This is a genomic window from Amycolatopsis sp. NPDC051372 (assembly GCF_040682095.1).
Lineage (GTDB): Bacteria > Actinomycetota > Actinomycetes > Mycobacteriales > Pseudonocardiaceae > Amycolatopsis.
On the sequence record NZ_JBFBAF010000009.1, the window covers coordinates 35,848 to 56,992 of the forward strand.

A 21,145-nucleotide genomic window follows, 5' to 3' on the forward strand; every position below is an offset into this window, starting at 1 on the left:
AATTTACCGCCACCGAACCGGGCATGCTGCCCTTCGGATCGATATCCGGACGAATCTCGGACCATGAAAATCGAGTTCGGAGAAGTTCAACGAAGCGTGCATCAAACGCCCTTCAGAACACGATCAAGTGCTGCGCGACCTGCAGGTCCCCAGTGAGGCTTGCCGCCGGGAAGACCCCGATCTCCGTTCTGCCCCATGAGCATCAGGAAGAGGCTCTTCATCGCGGCCAGCCCGCGGGCGCGGCGGATCGCCGCCTCGTCCGCGTGCGCGTACATCTCGAAGAACCGTGAGGCCGTGCCCGCGGGTAGCAGCACCCATGCGGCGGCGAGGTCCCACGCTGGATCGCCGGCGAACATGTCACCGAAGTCGACGATGCCCGAGAGCGTTCCGTCCGAGACGACGACGTTCGCAGGATGGAGGTCGCCGTGCACCCACACGGGCGGGCAATCCCACGCCTGGGCCGCGACGGCGTCGTCCCAGACGGCCCGGACGTCGGCAGCGATGTCGTCAAGAGCAACGGCCTGGAAGAAGTTGTCGAAGCCGCCCGTGCAGTTCCTGGGATGGGCACCCCGATCCGTGGCGATCGGCGCCTCGGCGGGTGCTTCTACATGGAGCGCCTGGAGGAAAGCCGCGAGCGTATCGGCCGCGTGGGCGCCGCGGCTGATCGTGCCATGGTCCAATGGCTCGCCGGGAACCCACGTCATCACGGTCCAGTGCTTGGGGAAGCGCTCGGACGGTTCGCCGAACCGCACCGGGGTCGGCACCGGGAGCGGCAGGTGCGGGGCCAGCACGGGTAGCCATCGCCGCTCCTTGAGCTGGAGCTCCGGGGTGGAGTCCATCCGCTGCATGCGCACGGCCAACTCGTCCCCGAGACGCCACATTTGGTTGCCCCAGCCGCCCGCCACCTCACGGATGGCCAGCCCCGCAAGGTCTGGATGTTGTTCCTGCAGGAGGTCGCGGACCAGGTCTGCGGTGATCTCGATCTCGGCGTCGGTCATACGAAGTCACAGTACTGAGGCGGCGGGTGTCGGCCAGGGCAGGACTGTGAGCTCGGGCCACTGGTGGCGCCAACGACTGGTCTTGGCCTCGAAGACACTGCGTGGGGCCAGGATTGGGTTGGGCCGGACGATGAGGTTGAACACGTCGGATAACCCGTGCGGGGCGTAGACGCGCCAGCGTCCGCCTGGTTCGACGCGGACCCCCAAACAGCAGGTGGTCGCGGCGAAGGAGTCGATCGCGTCCTCAGTGGAGGTGTGGGCGGGACATGGCGTCCCGAACTTGTCCTCGTACCAGAGATGGACGCGCGCCTCGTTGCGGATCTCCACCTCGGCTGGGATGTCGGCGAAGACGCGCTTCGCCGACTGGATCACCGCGTCCTCCGCTTCCCAGGACAGGTCGGTGGCGTCGAAGTAGAACAGGTCGTAGTCCTTGATGCCGTCGCCGGGCGCCCGGTTGGTGACTGCGTTCCAGACGGTCTGGAACAGACAGCCTGCCGTGAGATACCAGCCGGGCAGCCCCAGCGACACCGACCGGGACAGTACCTCCATCAGCACCTCGTTGCGGGAGAGCACCTTTCGGAAGGCGTCGAGTTGTTCGTCAACAGGTAGTTGGCTGATCACCGCTTATGCCTACCATCTGCGCGGCGAGCATCGGGCACCGCAAACGCGATGAACCGAAATGATCTTGAATTCGGAGGTGGCCGCGTGGCTGATGACTCACGGCGAGGAGGCGCGCGGGCGCCGGCCTGAAGTTCAACTTCCTTCAGGGTCTCGCGGCAGTCGGCGCAGAGAACGAACGCCTGGCTGAGGCTGCCCGAGGTGTTTGGCCATCGTTGCTGCGCCGCGCCCTCCAGTGCTTAGGCGGCGACCCGAGCCCCTATGACGACCATTGGGGCGACTGGGCCACCGCTGCCCTCCTACCGGACCCACTGCCCTGGGTGCAAGGTCTATACAACGAGGTCGTCGGCGCAGCCATCGACTGGGCGCCGTACAGCCGATGACGTCTCGCGGCATCATTCGGATCGCGTTCCTCGCCAAGGCTCGTCACAGCAACCGCCCTCTTTGGCAGCCTCCCCCGGGCGGGTGGGCCACGGTGAGGGCTCCGGCGGTGCTCGTCGCGAGCACGCGGTGGTCGATGTCCTCGATGCGGGCGCAGGCGGTGAGGGCCATCGCGCGGTCGAGCTCCGAGGTCAGTACCCGCAGCACCCGCTCCACGCCAGCTTGCCCGCCGGCCGCGAGCCCGTACAGGTAGGGCCGGCCGACCAGCACCGCGCGGGCGCCGGTGGCCAGGGCGGCGAGCACGTCGGTGCCCCGTCGCACGCCGCCGTCCAGGAACACCTCGGCGTGGCCCGCGGCTTCGGCGACGACGCCTGCGAGGGCTTCGATCGTGGCGGGCGCGCGGTCGAGCTGGCGGCCGCCGTGGTTGGACACCACGATGCCGTCGGCGCCGAGGTCGAGCAGCACGCGGCAGTCGGCCGGGCGAAGCACGCCCTTGACCACGAGCGGGCCGGACCACCACGCGCGCAGGTCGGCGAGATCCCGCGCGGTCACCGGATAGAGGCTGCGCAGCATGTCGCGCTGCATCGCGTGCGGCGCGACCCGGCTGTGGTGCGTGCCGCGCCGGCGCAGGTGGCCGCGCGCGATGTCCACCGCCCAGCTCGGGCGCGTGGCGCAGTGCAGCGCCATCCGAGGCCCGAAGCGCATCGGCACGGTGAACCCGTTGCGGCGATCCCGTTCGCGATTGCCGAACACCGCACTGTCCACAGTGACCACCAGAGCCCGGTACCCGGCCGCCGCGACGCGGTCCAGCAGCGCGCGCACCGCCGCGTGGTCCGGCCAGAGGTAGAGCTGGTACCACCGCGGGCCAGGGGCCGCGGCGGCGACCTGCTCGAGCGAGAAGCTGGCCACCATGCCCTGGACGTAGACGGTGTCGCGGGCGGCGGCCGCCCGGGCGACGGCCATCTCGGCTTCGCCGTGCAGCACTCGTGCCGCGCCGGTCGGTGCGAGCAGGATCGGCGACGCCACCCGGTCGCCGAAGATCCGCACCGCGGTATCGCGCTCGCCGGGCACGGCCAGGGCCGAGGGCAGCAGCCGCGTGGCACGGAACGCTTCGACGTTGCGCCGCGCCGTCACCTCGTCCTCGGCGCCGCCCTCGACCAGGTCGAACACCGGCCGAGGGACCCGGCGGCGTGCGCGCTCGCGCAGTTCGGCGATGTTGCCGGCGCGGTTCACCCCTCGCCTCGCACGTACCGCGCCAGCAGCTCGGCCGCCGCCTCGATCGCCCGCGCCTTCCCCTGCCGCGTGGCGCCGGCGATGTGCGGCGAGAGGAAACACCCTGGGGCGGTCCACAGTGGATGATCCGGCGGCAGTGGCTCGGGGTCGGTGACGTCCAGCACCGCCAGCAGCCGCCCGGCGAGGACCTCGGCGGTCAGCGCCGCCGTGTCGACCACCGTGCCGCGCGCGGCGTTCACCAGCACGGCCCCGTCCGGCATCCGGGCCAGCAATCCCGGACCCGCCAGCCCCGCGGTGTCGGCGGTCGCCGGCACGAGCAGGACCACCGCGTCGGCCTCGGCCACGAGGTCGTCGAGCTCGGTCACCGGGTGCACCCCGGCGCGAGCTGTGCGCGCGACCACGGTGACCGAGGCCCCGAGGCCGGCGAGCTTGTCGCGGGCGCAGCGGCCGATCGACCCGGCACCGACGAGCACCACCCGGGCCCCGGCCAGCTCCGCGCTCACCCTACGGCGCCATCGCCGCTGACACTGCTCGCGCACGGCAGGCAGCAGCCCGCTGGCCAGCCCGAGCAACGCCGCGGCGACCCACTCGGCCACCGCGTTGTCGCGCGCACCGGCGGGCCGGCTCAGCCGCACCCGGTCCGGCAGGTACGGCTCGAGCCACTCGGCACCGGCGATCAGCGTCTGCACGATCCGCAGCGCGGGCAGCTCGCCGAGCACGGGGAGCAGGTCGGTGCGCTGGTGTTCCAGCACGAGGAACTCGACGTCCCGCAACGCCCGCACCGCTGCCGGTCCCCCGGACGACGGGAGCGGGACGACGCAGACCCGCCCCGGCGCGGCGGCGCGCAGCGCGGGCAGTGCCTCGTCCGGCCCGGAAGCCACGACCTGGCTCGTCATCAGCCCAGCTCGGCCAGCCGCTTGTCGAACTTGTGCAGCTCCTCGACGCCGTTGTCCCCGATGATCACGTTGTCGCACACCCAGTGGCAGAAGCCGTCGAGCACGTAGCGCGGGTGGCAGGCGAGGTTCATGCCCGCCGCGAGCACCATCGGCTCTTCGGCCCGGATCAGCGGGCGCTCGACGAGGTCGGTGCCCTGGCCGTGGCAGTGCAACCGCAGCTCCTCCGGCCGCCCGTTGTCGCGCAGGAACTCGTTGTACTCCGCCCAGATGTCTGCGGGCGCGGCGCCGGGACGCAGCAGGCCGTAGCAGAATCGCTGCGCCCGCAGGCAGAAGTCGTACTCCTCGGCGATCCGGTCCGGGACCCGGCCGACGACGCCGGAGCGGCCGATCTCGGTGTACATCCCGCCAGGGCCGTTCACCTCCACCATGAGGTGGAACGCATCGCCCTCCCGGATCACCCGGTGCTGGCTGTGCGGGTGCGCGATCCGGCCGGGCTCGCCGAGCGGGGTCGAGACGCACCAGTAGATGCCCTGCTCACTGCCCAGCGACTGCGCCGTGTGCTGCGCGACGGCAGCCACGTCGCTGTCTCGCATCCCCGGCTGCAGCGCATCGAACGCCGCCGCGATCGCCGCGTCCTGCAGCTTCGCGGTGGCGCGCACCAGGTCCAGCTCCTCTTCGGACTTGAGCGCGCGGACGGTGTCGACGACGTCGGCGGCCTCGGTGAACGTCGCCGCGTGCAGCTCACGCTGCAGGTACTCGCCGAACGCCAGCGGGATCGTGCCGGTGCCGACCCACCCGATCCGGCCGCCGGCGAACGGCCGCAGCGCGTCGAGCGCGAGCTCCGCCCCGTCGTAGCGGGTGTAGGACACCGAGCTCATGTACGGGCTCGCCAGCGCCCGGCCGACGCCGCGCAGCACCGGGTCGTGGACGGGATCGACCACCAGGTCCTCGCCACGCGCGCCGTGTCGGATGATCGTCATCGGCTCCTCGCGGGGGAACACGACAGTGACCGGGTAGCCGTTGGTCGCCGGGATGTCGGTGAGGTAGCGGATGTAGCCGCCGACGTAGTCGTTGTTAGTCTGCGCCACCAGCACGTCGATCCCGCAGGCGGCCATACCCTCGCGGATCGCGCGCCACCGCCTCTGCAGCTCGGCGGTGCTCACCGGGTGGTTCAGCCGTTCGGACAGCTCGGTTCCGGTCATCGCGCAGCTCCCGTCTTCGCGCCGCTGATCAGGGTGAGCACCTCGGTTCGCAGCTCGGTGAACCGCGGCAGGGCCTTGGTCGTCACCTGGCTGCGCGGCCGGGGCAGGTCGACGTCGAGCGTCCGCAGCACCGTGGTCGGGCGTCCGGACATCACGATCACCCGGTCACCGAGGTACACGGCCTCGTCGATGTCGTGGGTGACCAGCACGATCGTCAGCCCGGCGTCGTGGCGCACCCGCAGCACCAGGTCCTCCAGGTCCGCACGCGTCTGGGCGTCCACCGACGCGAACGGCTCATCCATGATGAGGAACTCGGGCCGGTAGGCGATGGCGCGCGCGATCGCGACCCGCTGCTGCATCCCGCCGGAAAGCTGCCACGGGTAGCTGTCGTCGAACCCGTCGAGGCCCACCTCCTCGAGCGCCTTGCGCACCGCGACCCGGCGCGCCGCGCGGTCGCGGATCTTGTTCTTCAACGGGATCGCGACGTTGCGGCCGACCTTCGACCACGGCATCAGCGAACGGCTGTAGTCCTGGAAGACACAGGCGACCTCCGGCGGCGGGCTCTCGATCACCTTGCCCGTCTCGGTGAGCACGACCTTGCCCCCGGACGAGGGCAGCAGCCCGGACAAGCAGCGCAGCAGGGTGGTCTTGCCGGCACCGGACGGGCCGACGATCGTGACGAACTCGCCGGCGTTCACGGTGAACGAGATGTCGCGCAGCACCTCCAGCTCGCTGCCGGCGGAGCGGTAGGACTTCCTCAGGTGTTCCACGGTCAGCATGTCAGCTCTCCCGATCCTTGGTGTACCAGCGCAGCAGCCGGCGTTCGACCAGCACGAAGGCGCCGTTGAACAGCACGCCGAGGATCCCCAGCAGGAGCATGCCAGCCCACATCTCGGACACCTCGAAGCTCTGCTGCGCCTGCAACGTGACGAACCCGATCCCGTTGGTCGCCGCCACGAGCTCGGTCACCACCATCATCACGAAAGCCACGGTCAGGGCGATGCGCATCCCGGCGAGGATGTTCGGCGCGGCGGCGGGCAGCTGCACGTGCAGCACCCGCTGCGCCCGGGTCAGCCGGTACGACCGCGCGGCATCTTCGAGCTCCCGATCGACTGCCCGCACCCCGTCGATGGTGTTGAGCAGCACGGGAAAGACCGTGACGAACGCGGTGAGCACAATCTTCGGCAGGTCACCGATCCCGAGCAAGACGATGCTGACCGTTACCAGCGCCGTGGCAGGCAGGGCCCGGCAGAACTGCAGCGCCGGGTCGAACGCCCGGTGCAGCAGAGGCAACCGTCCGAAGAGGACGCCCAGCGCAACGCCGAGCACCACGGCCACGCAGTAGCCCAGCAGCATCCGGCCGACGCTCGGCAGCACGTCGGAGGCGAACCGGCTGAACAGCCACAACTGCTGGAACGACACGAGGATCGAGCGCAGCGACGGCCAGAACGGCGAGGTGCTGCCCAGCGAGGCGAACCACCAGCTCAGCAGGGCCGTGACCGGGACGACGAGCGAGACGAGCCACGCCGTGAACCGGCGTCCGGCCCGGCGCGGGCGCACCATCGAAGTCATCTGGCCTCCTCACGGTAGGAGATGTGCCAGCGCAGCACACGACGCTCGATCGCGAGCAGTCCGACGTTGGCCAGGACACCGAGCACACCGACAACGAACACCAGCGCGTACATGCTCGGGTAGACCGCGTTCGAGGCGTAGACGGCGATATCGGCACCGATCCCCCGCACCGACGCGATGATCTCGACCGCCACCACCACGACCAGCACGTGCGACGCCGCGAGCCGCACCCCGGTGGCCACGAAGGGTGCCACGGCGGGCAGCACCACGTGCCCCAGGCGCTGGTGGGCCCGCAGCCCGAACACGCGAGCGCTGTCGCGCAGCACATCGTTGATGCCGCTGACCCCGTAGAAGGTCTGGAAGAGCATCGGCCACAGCGCACCGACCATGCCGAGCAAAGTGGACACCCGGGGGGTGGCACCGAGCAACAGCAGCATCAGCGGCAGGAACACCACGGCGGGCACGAAACGCAGGAAGTCGAGCGGGTAGTGCACGAGCCGGTACAGCAGCGGCACGGCGCCGAGCGCGACGCCAAGGACCAGGCCGGCGACCACACCGCCGGCCAGCCCGACCGCGACCTGCTCCAGCGTCGCCATCAGGGCGTGGACGAACCCCACGGTGGGAGCCAGTTCGACGAGCGCCGTCCCGATCGCGCTGATCGACGGCACCTCCGGCGGCAGCCAGCCGGCACGGGCGATCAGCTCCCACAGCACGAGGATGCCGAGGGTGGTCAGCCACGGGAGGCCGCGCAGCAGCCAGGGCCGGGAAGCCCGGCGGGCGGGGGCGGCCGCCGGCGTCGGTGCGTCGAATCCGGCGGGCGCGGGGGCCAGGCCGGTGGGGGTCGGCTGGGTGCTCATGGCACTACGTACGTTCCGTATGCGGGCGCGGGCGAGACCACCCCGTACTTGACCGTGAACGCCGCTTCCTTCTCGATCACCTGGCGGCTGACGTCCGCGGTGTAGAGCGGTAGCGGGGCCTGTGCCACGAGGGCGGGATCGGCCTTCGTCTGCTTCACGATGGCATTGCGGGTCTCGTCGGGATGTGCGTTGGCGTACTCACTGGACTCTCGCACCGCCTTGCGCCACCTTTCCACGATGCCGGGATGCTGGTCGATGAAGGACTTGGCCATGAAGAACACCGTGTTGTCGGCGTCCGGATCGGCGAACGCGACAGCCGGCGAGTCACCGATGTCCCGAAAGCCCTTCTTCCGCAAAGCTGTCGCGTACGGCTGGGCGGTACTGATCGCGTCGACCTTGCCCTGTTCGAGGGCGGTGACCTGGTCGGGGAACGTGAGCTGTACCAAGTGGACGGACGATGAGTCGCCGCCGTCCTTCTCGATCGCCTCGCGGATCCAGAACTCCCAGCAGCACTTCAGGGAGTTGACGGCGACCGTCTTGCCCGCGAGGTCCTTGAAGGACCGGATCGGGCTGCCACCCGCCACCATGGTCTGGTACTGCGCCCCGGCCGCGGCGGGACGGTCGGCGACCGCGCCCGACACGATCTGCACCGGGATGTGCGAGGCCGCCGCGATCACGACCGGCGAGATGCCGCCGAGCGCCACCTGCTGCTGGCCGTTGATGACCTGGGTGATCGCTCCGGCACCGGTGGCCGCGCGGCCGATCGTGAGGTCGATCCCGTTCTGCGCGAAGAACCCGTGCTGCTCTCCCACCAGGATCGCGGTCGACGACTGCGACGCCGCGACCCCCGCCGTGATCGGGATCAGGCCGCCGGTCGACCCGCCACCGAGCGTGTTGGTCGCGCTCAGCGCCCCGCACGCCGACAGCAGGAACATGGCCCCGGTGAGCACCAGGCACGCGAGTTTGCGTCGATACTTCACGGTTGGCTCCGTTTCGCCGGTGAAACGAATCAAAGTCCTTGCGGGGCCGTGGAATTGCCCGTCTGGGAGAAGAAGAGTGCCCGTATCGTACGCCGCGCTCGCGTGCACGGACACATTTTTTCGTTGTTATTACTGGGAAATACGCGCCGTGTCCGCTTCGGACACCCGCGGTAGCAGTGCGAGTGCGTTGTCCCGGTTGACGGCGGCGCGCTGCGTTTCGGACAGCGGATACGCGTCCAGCTGCGCGGTGAAGTACTGGGAGTTGTCGCCGCGGGCGTAGGGCCAGTCACTGCCGTAGAGCACACGGTCCGGCCCGGCGAACGCGAGCAGGCTCGGCAGGGTGTCCGCGTTGGCGGACAACGCCGTGTCGAAGTAGAACGTGCGCAGGTCGCGCAGGAAGTTCTCGCGCGTGACGACGTGCCCCGCCGCGCCTTCGGTGAGACTGGCCATGCGGTGCGCCGCGTACGGTACGAACCCTCCGGCGTGCGAGAGGATCATCCGCATCCGGGTCAACCGGGCCACCACGCCGTGGCGCACCAGGTTGAGCGCCGCGCGGGTGGTGTCGAGCAAGAAGTCGGCGGCGAAGGGCGGCACGCCCGGCACCGCGGGGCCGGGCGGCGCGGTCGGGTGGACGAACACCACCGCCGCCCGCCGGTCCAGTTCGGCCATCAGCGGGTCGAACGCCGGGTCGCCGAGGTACACGCCGTCCACATTGGCCAGCAGGATCACGCCGTCGGCGTGCAGCTCGTCGAAGGCGTAGGCCACCTCGTCGAGCGAACCGTCCACATCGGGCAGTGGTACCGAGGCGAAGAACCCGAAGCGACCGGGGTGGTCGCGGACCAGCCCGGCGGAGTACTCGTTGACCTGCCGTGCCAGTTTCCGCGTGTCGGCGACGCTGCCGCCCAGGTGCACGCCGGGACGCCCGACGGAGACGACGGCCGTCGCGATGCCGAGCTCGTCGAGCAGCTCGAGCGCGGCGGCCGGGCTCCACGCCGGCGTGGCCTGCCCGCCGAAGTAGCCGCTCGTGCGCAGCGCGTCCGCCCACACAGGGGGAACGATGTGGTGGTGGGTGTCGATCCGGCCGGTGGTCATGTCAGCACTTTCCCTTCGGTGCTTTTTCCTCCCCCGGCCGGGGCGCCGAGCCTGCCTCGGGCCCGGGTGAACCCGCGGGGGTTGTTCCAGCCGAGGACGCCGGTCACGCGGCCGCCCGCCGCGTGGGCGGCCACGAACTTGCCATCGGCCACCGAGCCGTCGACGACCGTCAGCTCACCGTCGGCGAAGGTGCCGGCGGCCTGGATCCGGATGTCGCCGGCGTCGGTCCAGAAGAAGTGCGACGGCGCGAACGGCTCGTCGTGCCCGAGCAGGTTCAGCGCGACGCGCCGCCCTTGCTCGGTGGCGTTCATCCGGTGTTCGAACCGGCGGTGGGTACCGGTCGCCGGATCGGGGTTGGCCGCGACGTCGCCGGCCACGTAGACGCCGTCGGCAGCTCGGCAGAACGCGTCGCAGCGCACGCCACCGCGCAGGTCGAGCCCGGAGCCGGCAAGCCACTCCATGGCCGGTTCGGCGCCGACGGCCGCGACCACGACGTCGGCCGCGAGCGTCGTGCCATCGTCGAGCCGCACCAATCCGGCGTCCGCGGTCGTGACCCCGACGCCCATCCGGAACTCCACGCCGCGTTCTTCACCCGCCGCCCGCACGAGCTCGCCCAGTGCCGGCCCGAATTGCCGGATCATGGTACTGGGCAACGGATCGACGAGGGTGACGGTCGAGCCGAGCGACCGCGCGGCCGCCGCGATCTCGACGCCGAGGAACCCCGCGCCGACCACGATGGTGCGTCGAGCCGAACGCAGCCGCTCCCGCAGCAGCACCGCGTCCTCGACCGTGCGCAGGTAGCACACGCCCTCGGCGCCGGGCAGCCGCCGCGGCCGCACGCCGGTGGCGATCACGAGCGCGTCGAACGCCACCACCGTCCCATCGTCGAGCCGGACGCGGCGGCCGGGCAGGTCCAGCCCGGTTGCCTGCCGGCCGAATCGGGTGTCCAGCCCGAGCTCGGCGTAGCTGCCGGGCGGGCGCAGTGCGAGCCGCTCCGGCTCCCAGGAACCGAGCAGGATCTGCTTCGACAACGGCGGCCGGTCGTACGGGTCGTGGTGCTCCGCGCCGATCAGGGTGAGCCGGCCGTCGAAACCGTGCTCCCGCATCGTCTCCACCGCAGTGAGCCCCGCCGCGCCCGCACCGACGACCACCACCGCTCTCATGTTCGCGCTCACCCGCCCGACGCGGCCAGGCGGATCGCCCGCGCGGGACAGATCCGTTCGGCGCTGCGGACGGCGTCCTCTTCGGACGAAGGCACGTCGTTCACGCGGAGCACGACGATCCCGTCGTCCTCACGCTGGTCGAACACCGCGTCGGACAACAGCACGCACTGCCCCGACGCGATGCACTTGTCGGCTTCCACTTCGACCTTCATGCGCTGGCTCCGTTACCACTCGACGGGCATCGCGAAGAGCCCGTAGAACACGTTCTTCGTCTTGAACGGCAGTTCGCTCACCGGCACCGCGAGCCGCAGATCCGGCAGGCGCCGCAGCAGCGTGGGGTACACCACTTGCAGCTCGACGCGCGCCAGCGGCTGCCCGAGGCACTGGTGCACCCCGTAGCCGAAGGTGAGGTGGTGCCGCGCGGACCGGGACAGGTCCAGCTCGTCGGGGTTGCCGCCGAACGCCTCCGGGTCGCGGTTGGCCGAGTCGTTGGCCGCCACTACGCCCTCGCCCTTGCGGACCAGCGTGCCCGCGACCTCGACGTCCTCGAGCGCGACGCGCCGCCGGCCGTAGTGGGTGATCGTCAGGTAGCGCAGCAGCTCCTCGACCGCATTCGCCACTGCCGCCGGCGAAGTGTCGGCCTTCAGCGCGGCGAGCTGGGCGGGGTTCTGAAGCAGCGCCAACGTCCCGAGCGCGATCATGTTGGCGGTCGTCTCGTGCCCGGCGCGCAGCAGCAGGTTGAGCATGTTGATCAGCTCGTCGCGGCTCAGGCCGCCCGCGCGCTCGATTTCGAGCAGGTGGCTGATCACGTCGGGTGCCGGCTCGGCGGCCTTGCGCTCGACCAGGCCGCCGAGGTACTCGCGGATCGTGGCGAACGCCTCCAGCGCCTCGTCCGCACCGGTCTCACCGGAGATGAGCAACCCGCTCTGCCGTTGGAAGAACTCGTGATCCTCGTAGGGAACCCCCAGCAGCTCGGAGATCACCGACGACGTCACCGGCAGCGCGAATCCGGTGACCAGGTCGGCAGGCTGTGGGCCGGCAGTGAACTCGTCAAGCAGCTCGTCGACGTGCCGCTGGATGCGCGGGCGCAGCGCCTCGACCCGCTTGATCATGAAGTCCCGGGTGAGCATCCGGCGGTGCCTGGCGTGCTCGGGGTCGTCCATGTTCAGGAACGTGGGGTGCTTCTGGCGGGTCACGGAAACGCCCGCGCTGTGGCTGGGGAAGCCCGGGTTGGTCATGTCCGCGCTGAACCGCGGGTCGGCCAGCACCTCGCGGACATCGTCGAATCGGGTGACCAGCCAGGCGATCTTGCCGTCCCACAACCGCACGCGGGAGATCGGCTCATCCGCGCGCAGCGCGCGGAACTCGGCGGGCGGGTCGAACGGACAGCCCGGCGGCCGGGACATCGGGTACTCGGGGATCGGCTGCCCGGAAATCTCTGTGGTAGTGATGGTGCACCTCCGACTTGGCTTGAGCGGCCGGGAAAAGCGGGATCAGTTCGCCGTGCGAGCGCGGACGGGGGTGAGCTCGGCCGGCGGCACCGGGCCCGCCCCCGCTCCCAGGGTCGGGCAGGTGACGGCACCGGTCGCGCTGACGCCGACGGTCAGCTCGCCGACCCGCGTCACGGCCGCGGTCACCGAGTCGCCGTCGTGGATGGCCCTGACGCCGGCCGGCGTGCCGGTGCTGATGACGTCACCAGGATGGAGTGTCATCACCGATGAGACGTACTCGATGAGCGCGGGCACGTCCCAGATGAGGTCGCGGACGTCGGCGTCCTGGCGCAGGGTGCCGTTCACCGAGCAGGTCAGCCGGAGCGTCTCGAGTGGACCGACCTCGTCCGGCGTCACGAGCCAGGGCCCCATCGGCGTGAAGGTGTCGAACGACTTGCGGGTGGAGCGGTCCTCCCCGCCGCGCATGGTGATGTCGAGCAGGCACGTGTAGCCGAACACATGCGACAGTGCGTCGGCCGCGGGTACCCCGCGGGCCGTGCGGCCGATCACCACGGCCAGCTCACCCTCCTGGTCGAACCGGCGGTCGGTGTAGGGCAGGCGGACCATGTCGCCGGCACCGATCAGCGACGAGGGCGCCTTGAGGAACACGCCGAGCGAGCCGACGTGCACGCTCTGGCTCATCTCGGCCTGGTGGTCGACGTAGTTCACCGGCGCGGCCACGATCTTGGTCGGATCCGGCACCGGCGGCAGCACGCGGACCTCGTCGAGCGGGACGCCGGGACCGTCGGCGAGCGGAACGTCCCCCGCGGGAGCCCCGGACGCCGCGATGAGGCGCCGCATCGGGCTGAGCCCGGCCGGCCCGGCGGCGCGTTCCGGTGAGACCTCGCGCACCACGCCGTCGGCGACGACGCCGACCCGGTCGAGGCCGTCGCGGCCGCGGTAACTGAGCAACTTCATTGCCGGCTCCTCGGTGTCGTGCCGATCAGGACGAAAGGACGGCGGATTCCGCCGCGTACAACCAGTCCAGCTCGCTGTAGTCGTCCGGCCGCCGGGAGCGCATGTACCGGTCGCGCAGCCCGAGCGTGACCGGGTCGCCGGTGTGCCAGACCTGGCCCCACAGCCGCGCCCGCGTCTGGCACAGCCCCGCACGGGGAACGCGGACGGCGTCGTAGGACTTCACGGCTTTCCCGATGTCGGTGCCGCTCCCGCGAACTGCTTCGCCCAGCGCCAGCGCGTCCTCGAGCGCCTGGCACGCCCCCTGGCCGAGGTACTGCAGCATCGGATGCGCCGCGTCGCCGAGGAGCACCGCCCGGCCGTGCACCCACGTGGGCAGCGGGTCCCGGTCGTAGATCGGCCAGCAGCGGCCGGTCTCGATGCGCGAGACGTGCCGCTGCACCTGTTCGCACGCTTCGCCGAACCGGCCGAACAGCTCCTCGACCGGCCCCACCGGCTCGTCGCCGCGGCCGAAGCTGTCACTGCGGAACACCGCGACCTGGTTGTACAGCTCGCCGCGGCGCACCGGGTACTGGATGAGGTGCAGCCCGGGCCCCACCCACAGCACCACGTCGTCATTGCTGACCTCGGTCCGCACCTCGCTCATGGGCAGCGCGCCGCGGTAGGCGACGAATCCGCTGGGCACCGGCTGGTCGACGGAGACCAGCTTGCGCACCACGGAGTGCAGCCCGTCGGCGCCGACGAGCAGCTCGGCGCGGTACGTGGCGCCGTCCTCGCAGCGCACGCCGGCGCCGTCCTCGTCGGCCCACGCCTCGGCGACGACCCGGTTGTTCTCCAGTCGCACCAACGGTTCCGCCCGGCAGGCTTCGACCAGAATGGACAGCAGATCACTGCGGTGCACCACCACGTAGGGGTAGCCGTAGCGCTCCCGGAAGGCGCCGCCGAGATCGAGTGTGGTGAGCGGGTCTGCGGTGATCGCGTTGCGCATCACGCCGTGGCGCGGCAGCACCGCGACGTCGAGCAGCTCGGTGAGCAGGCCGAGCCGGTCGAGCATCCGGATCGCGTTCGGGCCGAACTGCAGGCCGGCGCCGATCTCGGTGAACTCGGCCGCGCGTTCGAGCAGGTGGACCTCGCGCCCGGCGCGGGCCACGGACAGCGCCGCGGCCAGCCCGCCGATACCGCCACCGACGATCAACGTGGGCAGTGGTGTCGTCGCCATACGCTCAGCACTCCCGTTCGCGGTAGAGGCCCAGCGCTTCCAGTACGGGTGCGTCACTGACGCTGAACACGTCCAGGTGTTCCTCGGCGGCAAGGCCGTAGGGAGCCCACGACGGCACGGCGAAGACGTCACCCGGTTCGAGCTCGAAGCGGTGGTCACCGATCAGCACCTCGCCGGTGCCCGCCAGCACCGCTCCCACCCGGGACCCGGCCTGCCGGGTCGTGCGGCTGCGGCTGCCGGCGCGCACGCGCCGCATCTCGCAGCGCATGGTGGGCATGACGTCGGCGCCGGTCTGCGGATTGGTGTAGCGGATCTGCGCCTCGCTCGCTCCGGTGGCGGCCAGCTGCGCCGCGAGCGCCCGGTCGGTGTCGGCGCGCCGGTACACCAGCAGCGGCGAGTGCGCCGCCTCGTGCCGGGCCTTGCCGAGGCCGCCGGGCACGAGGCCGGGACCAGCGCCCCAGAGCCGTTCGGCGGCGGAGGCCGGCTCGCTGCGCGAGCCACCCTGGGCGGCGGCGCCCTCCTCGAAGAACACCGCGTCGAGCGCGGCGACGACCGGCAAGTCGAGCACGTCCAGCCACATCATCGGCTCGGCGCCGGGGTTGTGGTGTTCGTGGAAGGTCATGCTCGGGGTGAGCACGAGGTCACCGGTCGCCATGCGCAACGGGTCGCCGTCGACAAGCGTCCAGGCACCCTCGCCGGCGAGGACGAACCGCAGTGCCGCCGGGGTGTGCCGGTGCGCGGGCGCGCGCTCCCCCGCACCCAGGTACTGCATCCCGGCCCACATGGTGGAGGTCGCGTACGGCGCACCGCCGAGACCGGGATTCGCGCAGGCCAGCACCCGGCGATCGCCGCCCCGGTCGATGCCGACCAGTTCGCCGCTGCGAGCCGCGAGCCCGCTGAGCGCTTCGGCCCGCCACCGGTACGGGACGGTCCGGGGCACCGGCTCCGCCGTCAGCAGGCCGGAGAGCTTCCACAACGGCTGGAGATCGGCTGCCGCCACGTCGCCGTACAGCTCGTCCAGCCGGCTGTCCTGATCCGTGAAGCGAGATGTCGCCATGGGGGTTTCCCTCCGCATGCCACGAGACAAGCTAAATTAGTACGTGTACGTACTATGAAACGGGACGCTAGACGCTAGTTTGTTGACAGTCAAGAGCTTCACGGCGCAACCACGGCGTCGATCAAGCCGAGATAGTACGGACACGGCCGATCTCGGTCCGCTACAGTGAACCGGTCAAGAAGGGGACTCTCGTGCGAAACACCGCCATCGGCAGCAGCCCACCTCCCCAGGCACCGGGACCGGTCACCCTCGTGCTGCCGCCCGACACGACGGCCGGGCACCTCATCCGCCGCGCACAGCAGGCGCACACGGCGCTGTGGTCAGCCGAGGTCGGCACCGAAGTCACCGGTCCGCAGTACGCGATCCTGAGCGCGCTGAGCCGCCGGTCGGGGGTCGACCAGGTCACCGCGGGCCGCGCGGCGTCACTGGACAAGTCCACGACGGCCGACATCGTCGACCGGCTGCGGCGCAAGGACTGGATCCGGCGTGACCGCGACACCGGCGACGGCCGTCGGTACCTGCTGTCGCTGACTCCCTCGGCCAAGGCGATGCTGCCCGACCTCACCGCCCGGGTGGAGACGGTGCAGGACCGGCTGCAGCACCCGCTGGGACCGAACCTGCGGCGCAGCTTCGGCAGGCTGCTGGGCCGAGTGGCCTACCAGGGGCAGGTGCCCACTGGCGGCAAGGACGAGGACAAGGACATCGAGGTGCTGCGGCTCAGCTCGACGCCCGGCCACCTCATCCGGCGGGCCGAGCAAGTGCACGGCGCACTCTGGAGCCGGCACGTCGGCACCCGGCTCACGCCATCGCAGTACGCGCTGCTGTGCAGCCTCGTCTGGCGCCCGGCGATCGACCAGACCGCGGCCGGCGAGATGGCGTCGCTCGACAAGTCCAGTGCCGCGGACATCGTGGCGCGATTGCGGCGGCGAGGCTGGCTGCTCGACACCCGGGACGAGACCGACCGGCGGCGCAAGCTCCTGGTGCTCACCGATCTCGCGCGCCACACGCTCGCCGAGGTGACGCCTGCGGTGCAGACCGTTCAGCGCGACCTGGTGGCGCCCCTGTCTCCCGCCGAACAGGACAAGCTGATCAGCCTGCTGCGCCGCGTCGCCTACCAATGACCGTCCGGTGAAGACTGTCGCCGCATCAGGCAATCGCATGCGTTAACCGGGTAAGCCAGGGGTTGATCGCCGGATCGGCGAGATAGCCTGGACGGTGTCGCGGTAACTCCCGGCGGGCTCGCGCCCGACACTCCAGTGTGGACAACGCACCCGCCCGGCGGCCGCGAACCGTTGTGATGTTTGGTTTGCCGCCCTTGAAGGTGACAGGTGCTCGGCTGCCCCCGTTCTGATGGTGGACCGGGGCCGGCCTGTAACCAGCCGGTCACCCCTTCACCGCGCCAGAGCAATCGAGCCTTCGGCGCCGCGCCGTTTTGGGGTTGTTGGATCCTTTCCGGAGTCACTGACCGCACCTGCACGTTTTGCAAGGCAACAAAAACCCCGCGCCGCCTAGGCGACCGGGGAAGGCCGCGAGCCGAACTGTTGGCGATGATGGGCGCGGACAGCAGCTCGAGGAGTTGACCAGAGTGCGTACCCGAGCGGCGGATGTGCGGCACCCTCAGTGCAGCTTGGCCCACGCTTCGTCGATCATCGCCGCGCACGCGGCCGGGTCGCTGTATTCCTTCGTGCCGCGAGCCCAAAGACGGCCCGCCCCTGCCGAGCGCACGAGCCGAGGCCGAGGCCGTGGCCGCATTCCTGCCCGGTTCGACGGTGCTCATCGACTCGGCGGCCACCGCGGACGCCATCGAAGCGGGCCTCCACGATCACCCGATCGCGCACTTCGCCTGCCACGGCCGGGCAGTCGCCGCAACCGAGCACCCGGACGTCGGCGGACTGGTGCTCAGCAAGGGAAACAGGTTGTTCGTGCCGACGTTCGTCCGCAACCTGCGCACCACCAACGCGCAGCTTGCCTTCCTCTCCGCGTGCGACACCGCGGGACCCGATCCGACGCTGCTGGACGAACCGCTGAACCTCGCCTCGGCATTCCACCTCGCCGGCTTCCGCGGCGTCATCGGCACCCATTGGCACACCGCCGACAGCACCGAGACCGCCGAAACCGTGTACGCGAAACCCACCGCGCGCGGCACCCGACCCCCGGACACCACACAAGCCGCCTCGGCACTGACCGAGACGCTGCGCCGGACGAGGGACGCCTACCTCGCCGTGCCGACCCGCTGGGCCGCGCACATCCACTTGCCGTTCCTGACAAACCGGAAACGATTTACCCGCCCGATGTGACACCGGAAATGATCATCACAATGCAATTCGAACAGGCGATGCTTTCCGAACGCATCGAATTCCTGGCTTGGAACAGGAATGCCATCGCCGATTACCTGCAAACAGTTCTCAGTGTCAAGCAGGCGAGCGCGCGAGCGCGGGTCAAACCGTGAGCTGACGCCACGAGGCCGCGGCTCGGCCCTGCAGAATTCGACGCCCACAACCCTCCCAAGGTCGCTTGACAGACGACCACCGTCTGTCGACGATGGAATTCGCAACACGACTGACAACGTTGTCAACAACGCATCGGGAGCGACGTGACCCAGGTGAATCGCAGAAGTTTCCTGTCCGGTGGAATCGCCGTCGCCGGTGGGAGTGTGCTCGGGGCGTTCGGGTTGAGCGGCGTCGCCGGTGCGGTCCCCGGCGGGCCCGCGGGCGGCCAACCGCTGCGCGTCGACAGGCGTGAGATCACCGGCGGCTGGAGCTTCGCGGCTGCCGACGGTACGCCGGTGACCGGGGCGCAGCTGGCCAGCGGGCGGCAAGTCGCCGGGTTGACGCCGGCCGTGGTGCCGGGAACACCGCTCACCAGCATGATCGCCAACGGCGAGTACCCCGATCCGCTCTACGGCCACATCGTGACCGACACGGTCCCGGACACGCTCAAGGACACCGGCTACTGGTACCGGGTCGCGTTCCCCGTGCCACGGCTGGTGCCGGGCCAGCGGTTCTGGCTCCAGTTCGACGGCATCAACTACCTCGGCACCATCTGGCTCGACGGCGCAGAGGTCGGCACCGTCGAGGGCGCGTTCAAGCGCGGCGTCTTCGACGTCACGGACATCGTCGCGAAGGCGGACGGCACGGCGCACCTCGCGGTGCTCGTGGGCAAGCTGGACCACTCCGAACAGCCGTCGCTGCCGAGCTACGCCAGTGGTGTGACCCGCGGCGGGCGCAACGGCGGCAAAACCGGGATCACCTTGGAGAACGGGCCGACGTTCTTCTGCACGGCGGGCTGGGACTGGCTGCCCACCATCCCCGACCGGGACCTCGGCATCTGGCAGCCGGTCACCTGGTCCACCACCGGTCCGGTCCGGCTGGCCGACGTGCGCGTGGACCCCACGCTCTCGGCCGACCTGCGCACGGCCGACATCACGATCGACCTCGGCCTCGACAGCGCGTTCGGCACGTCGAAAACCGTGGTGGTGAAGGGATCCCTCGATGGTCGCGACTTCGAGAAGACCGTGACCGCGGCGGCCGGCGCGTCCTCGTTCACGCTGACGTCGAAGGACATCGCGGCGCTGCGGTTGAGCCGCCCGAAGCTGTGGTGGCCCAACGGGTACGGCGACCCCCACCGCTACCGGCTGACGATCGCCGTCGAGGCCGGTGGTCAGGTCCATGACGAGCGGACGGTGGACTTCGGCGTCCGGCGGATCGAGTACACCAAGCCGATCCAGTCACCGTCCGGTTCGCCGGTCGACTGCCTGGCGATCACCGTCAACAACCAGCCGATCATGGTGATGGGCGGCAACTGGGGCCTGGACGAAGCGCTCAAGCGCATCCCGCGCGAACGCCTGCGCGATCAGGTGCGGCTGCACCGCGACGCCAACCTCAACCTGATCCGGAACTGGAACGGCCAGAGCAGCACGGAAGATTTCTTCGACGCGTGCGACGAGTTCGGCATCCTCGTCTGGCAGGACTTCTTCTGCTCGACCGAAGGCCCGCCGCCGGAGAACTTCGCCCGCGACCTGGACAACATCCGCGACTGCATCGTGCGGTTCCGCAACCACCCGTCGATCCTGCTGTGGTGCGGCGGCAACGAAGGCCCGCCGCCTCAGCCGCTCATCGACGGCCTGGACGCGCTGGTCGCCGAGCTGGACCCCAAGCGCGCCTCGCTGACCAGCTCGGCCGGCGACACCGGCAAGGACCCCATCGGCGGGTACAGCTCGGGCGGACCATACCACTGGGTCACCCCGAGCACCCACTTCTCCCTCAACGACGGCACGCGCTGGCCGCCGTTCCACAACGAGGTGGGCTCGTACTCGATCCCGACGCTGGAGTTCATCAAGAAGATGCTCCCGGAAGCGTCGTGGGAGCACCCGGACGATTTCTGGGCCGATCGCGACGTCAACGGCAACGGCGGCAACGGCGGCGGCGCGGGGTACCTCCAGCTCACCGCCCAGCGCTACGGCGAACTGCGCAACCTCCCGGACTTCGCCCGCAAGTCCCAGCTGATGAACTACGAGTGCATCAAGGCGATCTACGAGGCGCACGCCGCGAACATGGCCAGTGCCGCGCCGGGCAAGCCGTACCCGCGCACCGGCGTCATCATGTGGATGACCAACCCGGCGCAGCCCAGCTTCGTCTGGCAGATGTACAGCCACGACCTCGAGGCGCACTCGTCGTTCTACGCGGTGCAGCACGCGTGCCGCCGAGTCAACGTGATCCTCGACAGCCAGACCCTCGACGTCGTCATCGCCAACCACACCCGGACGACGGTGAAGGGCACCGTCGCCGCGACGCTCTACGACTTGACCGGCGCGGAGTTCGCGAGCACGTCCTTGCGCGTCGGCGAGGCGACGGCGTCCGACCACACCGTGATCGGCAGCATCGCCGAGCAGCTGAACGGCGCGCCCTCCGACATCGCCTTCGTCCGGCTCGTGTTCGAAGATTCGCGCGGCGCGGAACTGGTCCGCAACTTCTACTGGCTCGAGAACCCGGCCCGGCCCGCGGGATTCACGAGCCTGGACGACGCTCCCGCCGCCGCCGTCTCCGTCACGGCCGACGCGGACCATGGGCACGACGGCCTCGAGCTGACGGTGGACGTCGAGAACACCGGCGAAGCCGTGGCGCTGATGGTGCACCTCCAGGTATACGACACCCGGACCGGCGAACGCGTGCTTCCGGCCACCTTCAGCGACAACTACCTGAACCTGGCGGGCGGCGAGTCGAGTTCCGTGCGGGTGCGGCTGACCGACGAGCAGACCCGGCACCGGACCGTGGGCGTCCGGATCGACGGCTGGAAGATCGATCAGCGCGCCTCGCGGCTGCGGGGTCGCGGCGTGGCGGTCACCTTCAACCAGGCGGCGTTGTCGACCCACCCGCCGAAGAACACCTTCGGCCGGTAACCGTCCGACGGTCCCGGTGGTGGGCGCGACCCCCAAAACGACGCGCCCGCCACCGGGTCTCCCCCGGCGTTCCC

20 protein-coding genes are annotated in these 21,145 nt (G+C 70.3%); 4 read left to right on the plus strand and 16 right to left on the minus strand.

Going from position 1 to position 21,145, the window contains the following annotated elements; genetic code table 11:
- Positions 1-101: 101 nt before the first annotated feature.
- The 16 genes from AB0M56_RS15545 to AB0M56_RS15620 form a co-directional block, all read right to left on the minus strand.
- On the minus strand, positions 102-998 hold the full coding sequence (locus AB0M56_RS15545; protein WP_364175813.1) for an aminoglycoside phosphotransferase family protein: 897 nt from the start codon (positions 996-998) through the stop codon (positions 102-104).
- 6 nt (positions 999-1,004) lie between these two features.
- Positions 1,005-1,547 carry a nucleotidyltransferase family protein gene (locus tag AB0M56_RS15550; protein WP_364175816.1) on the minus strand — a complete coding sequence of 181 codons (543 nt, stop codon included), beginning with the start codon at positions 1,545-1,547 and terminating at the stop codon, positions 1,005-1,007.
- Positions 1,548-2,042: 495 nt separating this feature from the next.
- Positions 2,043-3,230: an alpha-hydroxy acid oxidase gene (locus AB0M56_RS15555; protein ID WP_364175819.1), complete on the minus strand. Its 1,188-nt coding sequence runs from the start codon at positions 3,228-3,230 to the stop codon at positions 2,043-2,045.
- A complete protein-coding gene (locus AB0M56_RS15560; RefSeq protein WP_364175821.1) occupies positions 3,227-4,126 on the minus strand; it encodes an NAD(P)-dependent oxidoreductase in 900 nt (299 codons plus the stop codon). Before AB0M56_RS15560 ends, AB0M56_RS15555 begins: the two co-directional genes overlap by 4 nt.
- Entirely contained in the window at positions 4,126-5,328 is a 1,203-nt protein-coding gene (locus AB0M56_RS15565) for an aminopeptidase P family protein (protein WP_364175823.1), read from the minus strand. The genes AB0M56_RS15560 and AB0M56_RS15565 overlap by 1 nt, the downstream gene beginning before the upstream one ends.
- The gene (locus tag AB0M56_RS15570) at positions 5,325-6,107 is read right to left on the minus strand and encodes an ABC transporter ATP-binding protein (RefSeq protein WP_364175826.1); all 783 of its coding nucleotides are present in this window, start codon (positions 6,105-6,107) and stop codon (positions 5,325-5,327) included. The genes AB0M56_RS15565 and AB0M56_RS15570 overlap by 4 nt, the downstream gene beginning before the upstream one ends.
- Position 6,108: 1 nt before the next feature.
- Positions 6,109-6,900, minus strand: a complete 792-nt coding sequence (locus AB0M56_RS15575; RefSeq protein ID WP_364175828.1) for an ABC transporter permease — start codon at positions 6,898-6,900, stop codon at positions 6,109-6,111.
- A complete protein-coding gene (locus tag AB0M56_RS15580; protein ID WP_364175831.1) occupies positions 6,897-7,757 on the minus strand; it encodes an ABC transporter permease subunit in 861 nt (286 codons plus the stop codon). The genes AB0M56_RS15575 and AB0M56_RS15580 overlap by 4 nt, the downstream gene beginning before the upstream one ends.
- Complete coding sequence (locus tag AB0M56_RS15585) at positions 7,754-8,737, minus strand: ABC transporter substrate-binding protein (protein ID WP_364175834.1); 984 nt, start codon at positions 8,735-8,737, stop codon at positions 7,754-7,756. Before AB0M56_RS15585 ends, AB0M56_RS15580 begins: the two co-directional genes overlap by 4 nt.
- A gap of 129 nt (positions 8,738-8,866) precedes the next feature.
- The gene (locus AB0M56_RS15590; protein ID WP_364175837.1) at positions 8,867-9,829 is read right to left on the minus strand and encodes an amidohydrolase family protein; all 963 of its coding nucleotides are present in this window, start codon (positions 9,827-9,829) and stop codon (positions 8,867-8,869) included.
- On the minus strand, positions 9,826-10,992 hold the full coding sequence (locus tag AB0M56_RS15595; protein ID WP_364175840.1) for an FAD-dependent oxidoreductase: 1,167 nt from the start codon (positions 10,990-10,992) through the stop codon (positions 9,826-9,828). Before AB0M56_RS15595 ends, AB0M56_RS15590 begins: the two co-directional genes overlap by 4 nt.
- Positions 10,993-11,000: 8 nt before the next feature.
- On the minus strand, positions 11,001-11,204 hold the full coding sequence (locus AB0M56_RS15600; protein WP_364063908.1) for a ferredoxin: 204 nt from the start codon (positions 11,202-11,204) through the stop codon (positions 11,001-11,003).
- Between the two features lie 12 nt (positions 11,205-11,216).
- Positions 11,217-12,398 (minus strand): cytochrome P450, encoded by a 1,182-nt coding sequence (locus AB0M56_RS15605; protein WP_364175843.1) that lies wholly within the window; start codon positions 12,396-12,398, stop codon positions 11,217-11,219.
- Positions 12,399-12,485: 87 nt separating this feature from the next.
- Positions 12,486-13,400, minus strand: a complete 915-nt coding sequence (locus tag AB0M56_RS15610) for a fumarylacetoacetate hydrolase family protein (protein WP_364175846.1) — start codon at positions 13,398-13,400, stop codon at positions 12,486-12,488.
- Positions 13,401-13,425: 25 nt separating this feature from the next.
- Positions 13,426-14,616 carry an FAD-dependent monooxygenase gene (locus AB0M56_RS15615; protein ID WP_364175849.1) on the minus strand — a complete coding sequence of 397 codons (1,191 nt, stop codon included), beginning with the start codon at positions 14,614-14,616 and terminating at the stop codon, positions 13,426-13,428.
- Positions 14,617-14,620: 4 nt separating this feature from the next.
- Positions 14,621-15,673 carry a cupin domain-containing protein gene (locus AB0M56_RS15620; RefSeq protein WP_364175851.1) on the minus strand — a complete coding sequence of 351 codons (1,053 nt, stop codon included), beginning with the start codon at positions 15,671-15,673 and terminating at the stop codon, positions 14,621-14,623.
- Positions 15,674-15,864: 191 nt separating this feature from the next.
- On the opposite strand from AB0M56_RS15620, the gene AB0M56_RS15625 reads away from it, so the two are divergent.
- From AB0M56_RS15625 to AB0M56_RS15640, 4 genes are all read left to right on the plus strand, one after another.
- Positions 15,865-16,794: a MarR family transcriptional regulator gene (locus tag AB0M56_RS15625; protein WP_364175854.1), complete on the plus strand. Its 930-nt coding sequence runs from the start codon at positions 15,865-15,867 to the stop codon at positions 16,792-16,794.
- Positions 16,795-17,277: 483 nt separating this feature from the next.
- Positions 17,278-17,970 (plus strand): CHAT domain-containing protein, encoded by a 693-nt coding sequence (locus tag AB0M56_RS15630; RefSeq protein ID WP_364175856.1) that lies wholly within the window; start codon positions 17,278-17,280, stop codon positions 17,968-17,970.
- 20 nt (positions 17,971-17,990) lie between these two features.
- Entirely contained in the window at positions 17,991-18,122 is a 132-nt protein-coding gene (locus tag AB0M56_RS15635) for a hypothetical protein (RefSeq protein WP_364175858.1), read from the plus strand.
- A 144-nt stretch (positions 18,123-18,266) separates the two neighbouring features.
- Positions 18,267-21,071: a glycoside hydrolase family 2 TIM barrel-domain containing protein gene (locus AB0M56_RS15640; protein ID WP_364175861.1), complete on the plus strand. Its 2,805-nt coding sequence runs from the start codon at positions 18,267-18,269 to the stop codon at positions 21,069-21,071.
- Positions 21,072-21,145: the final 74 nt, after the last annotated feature.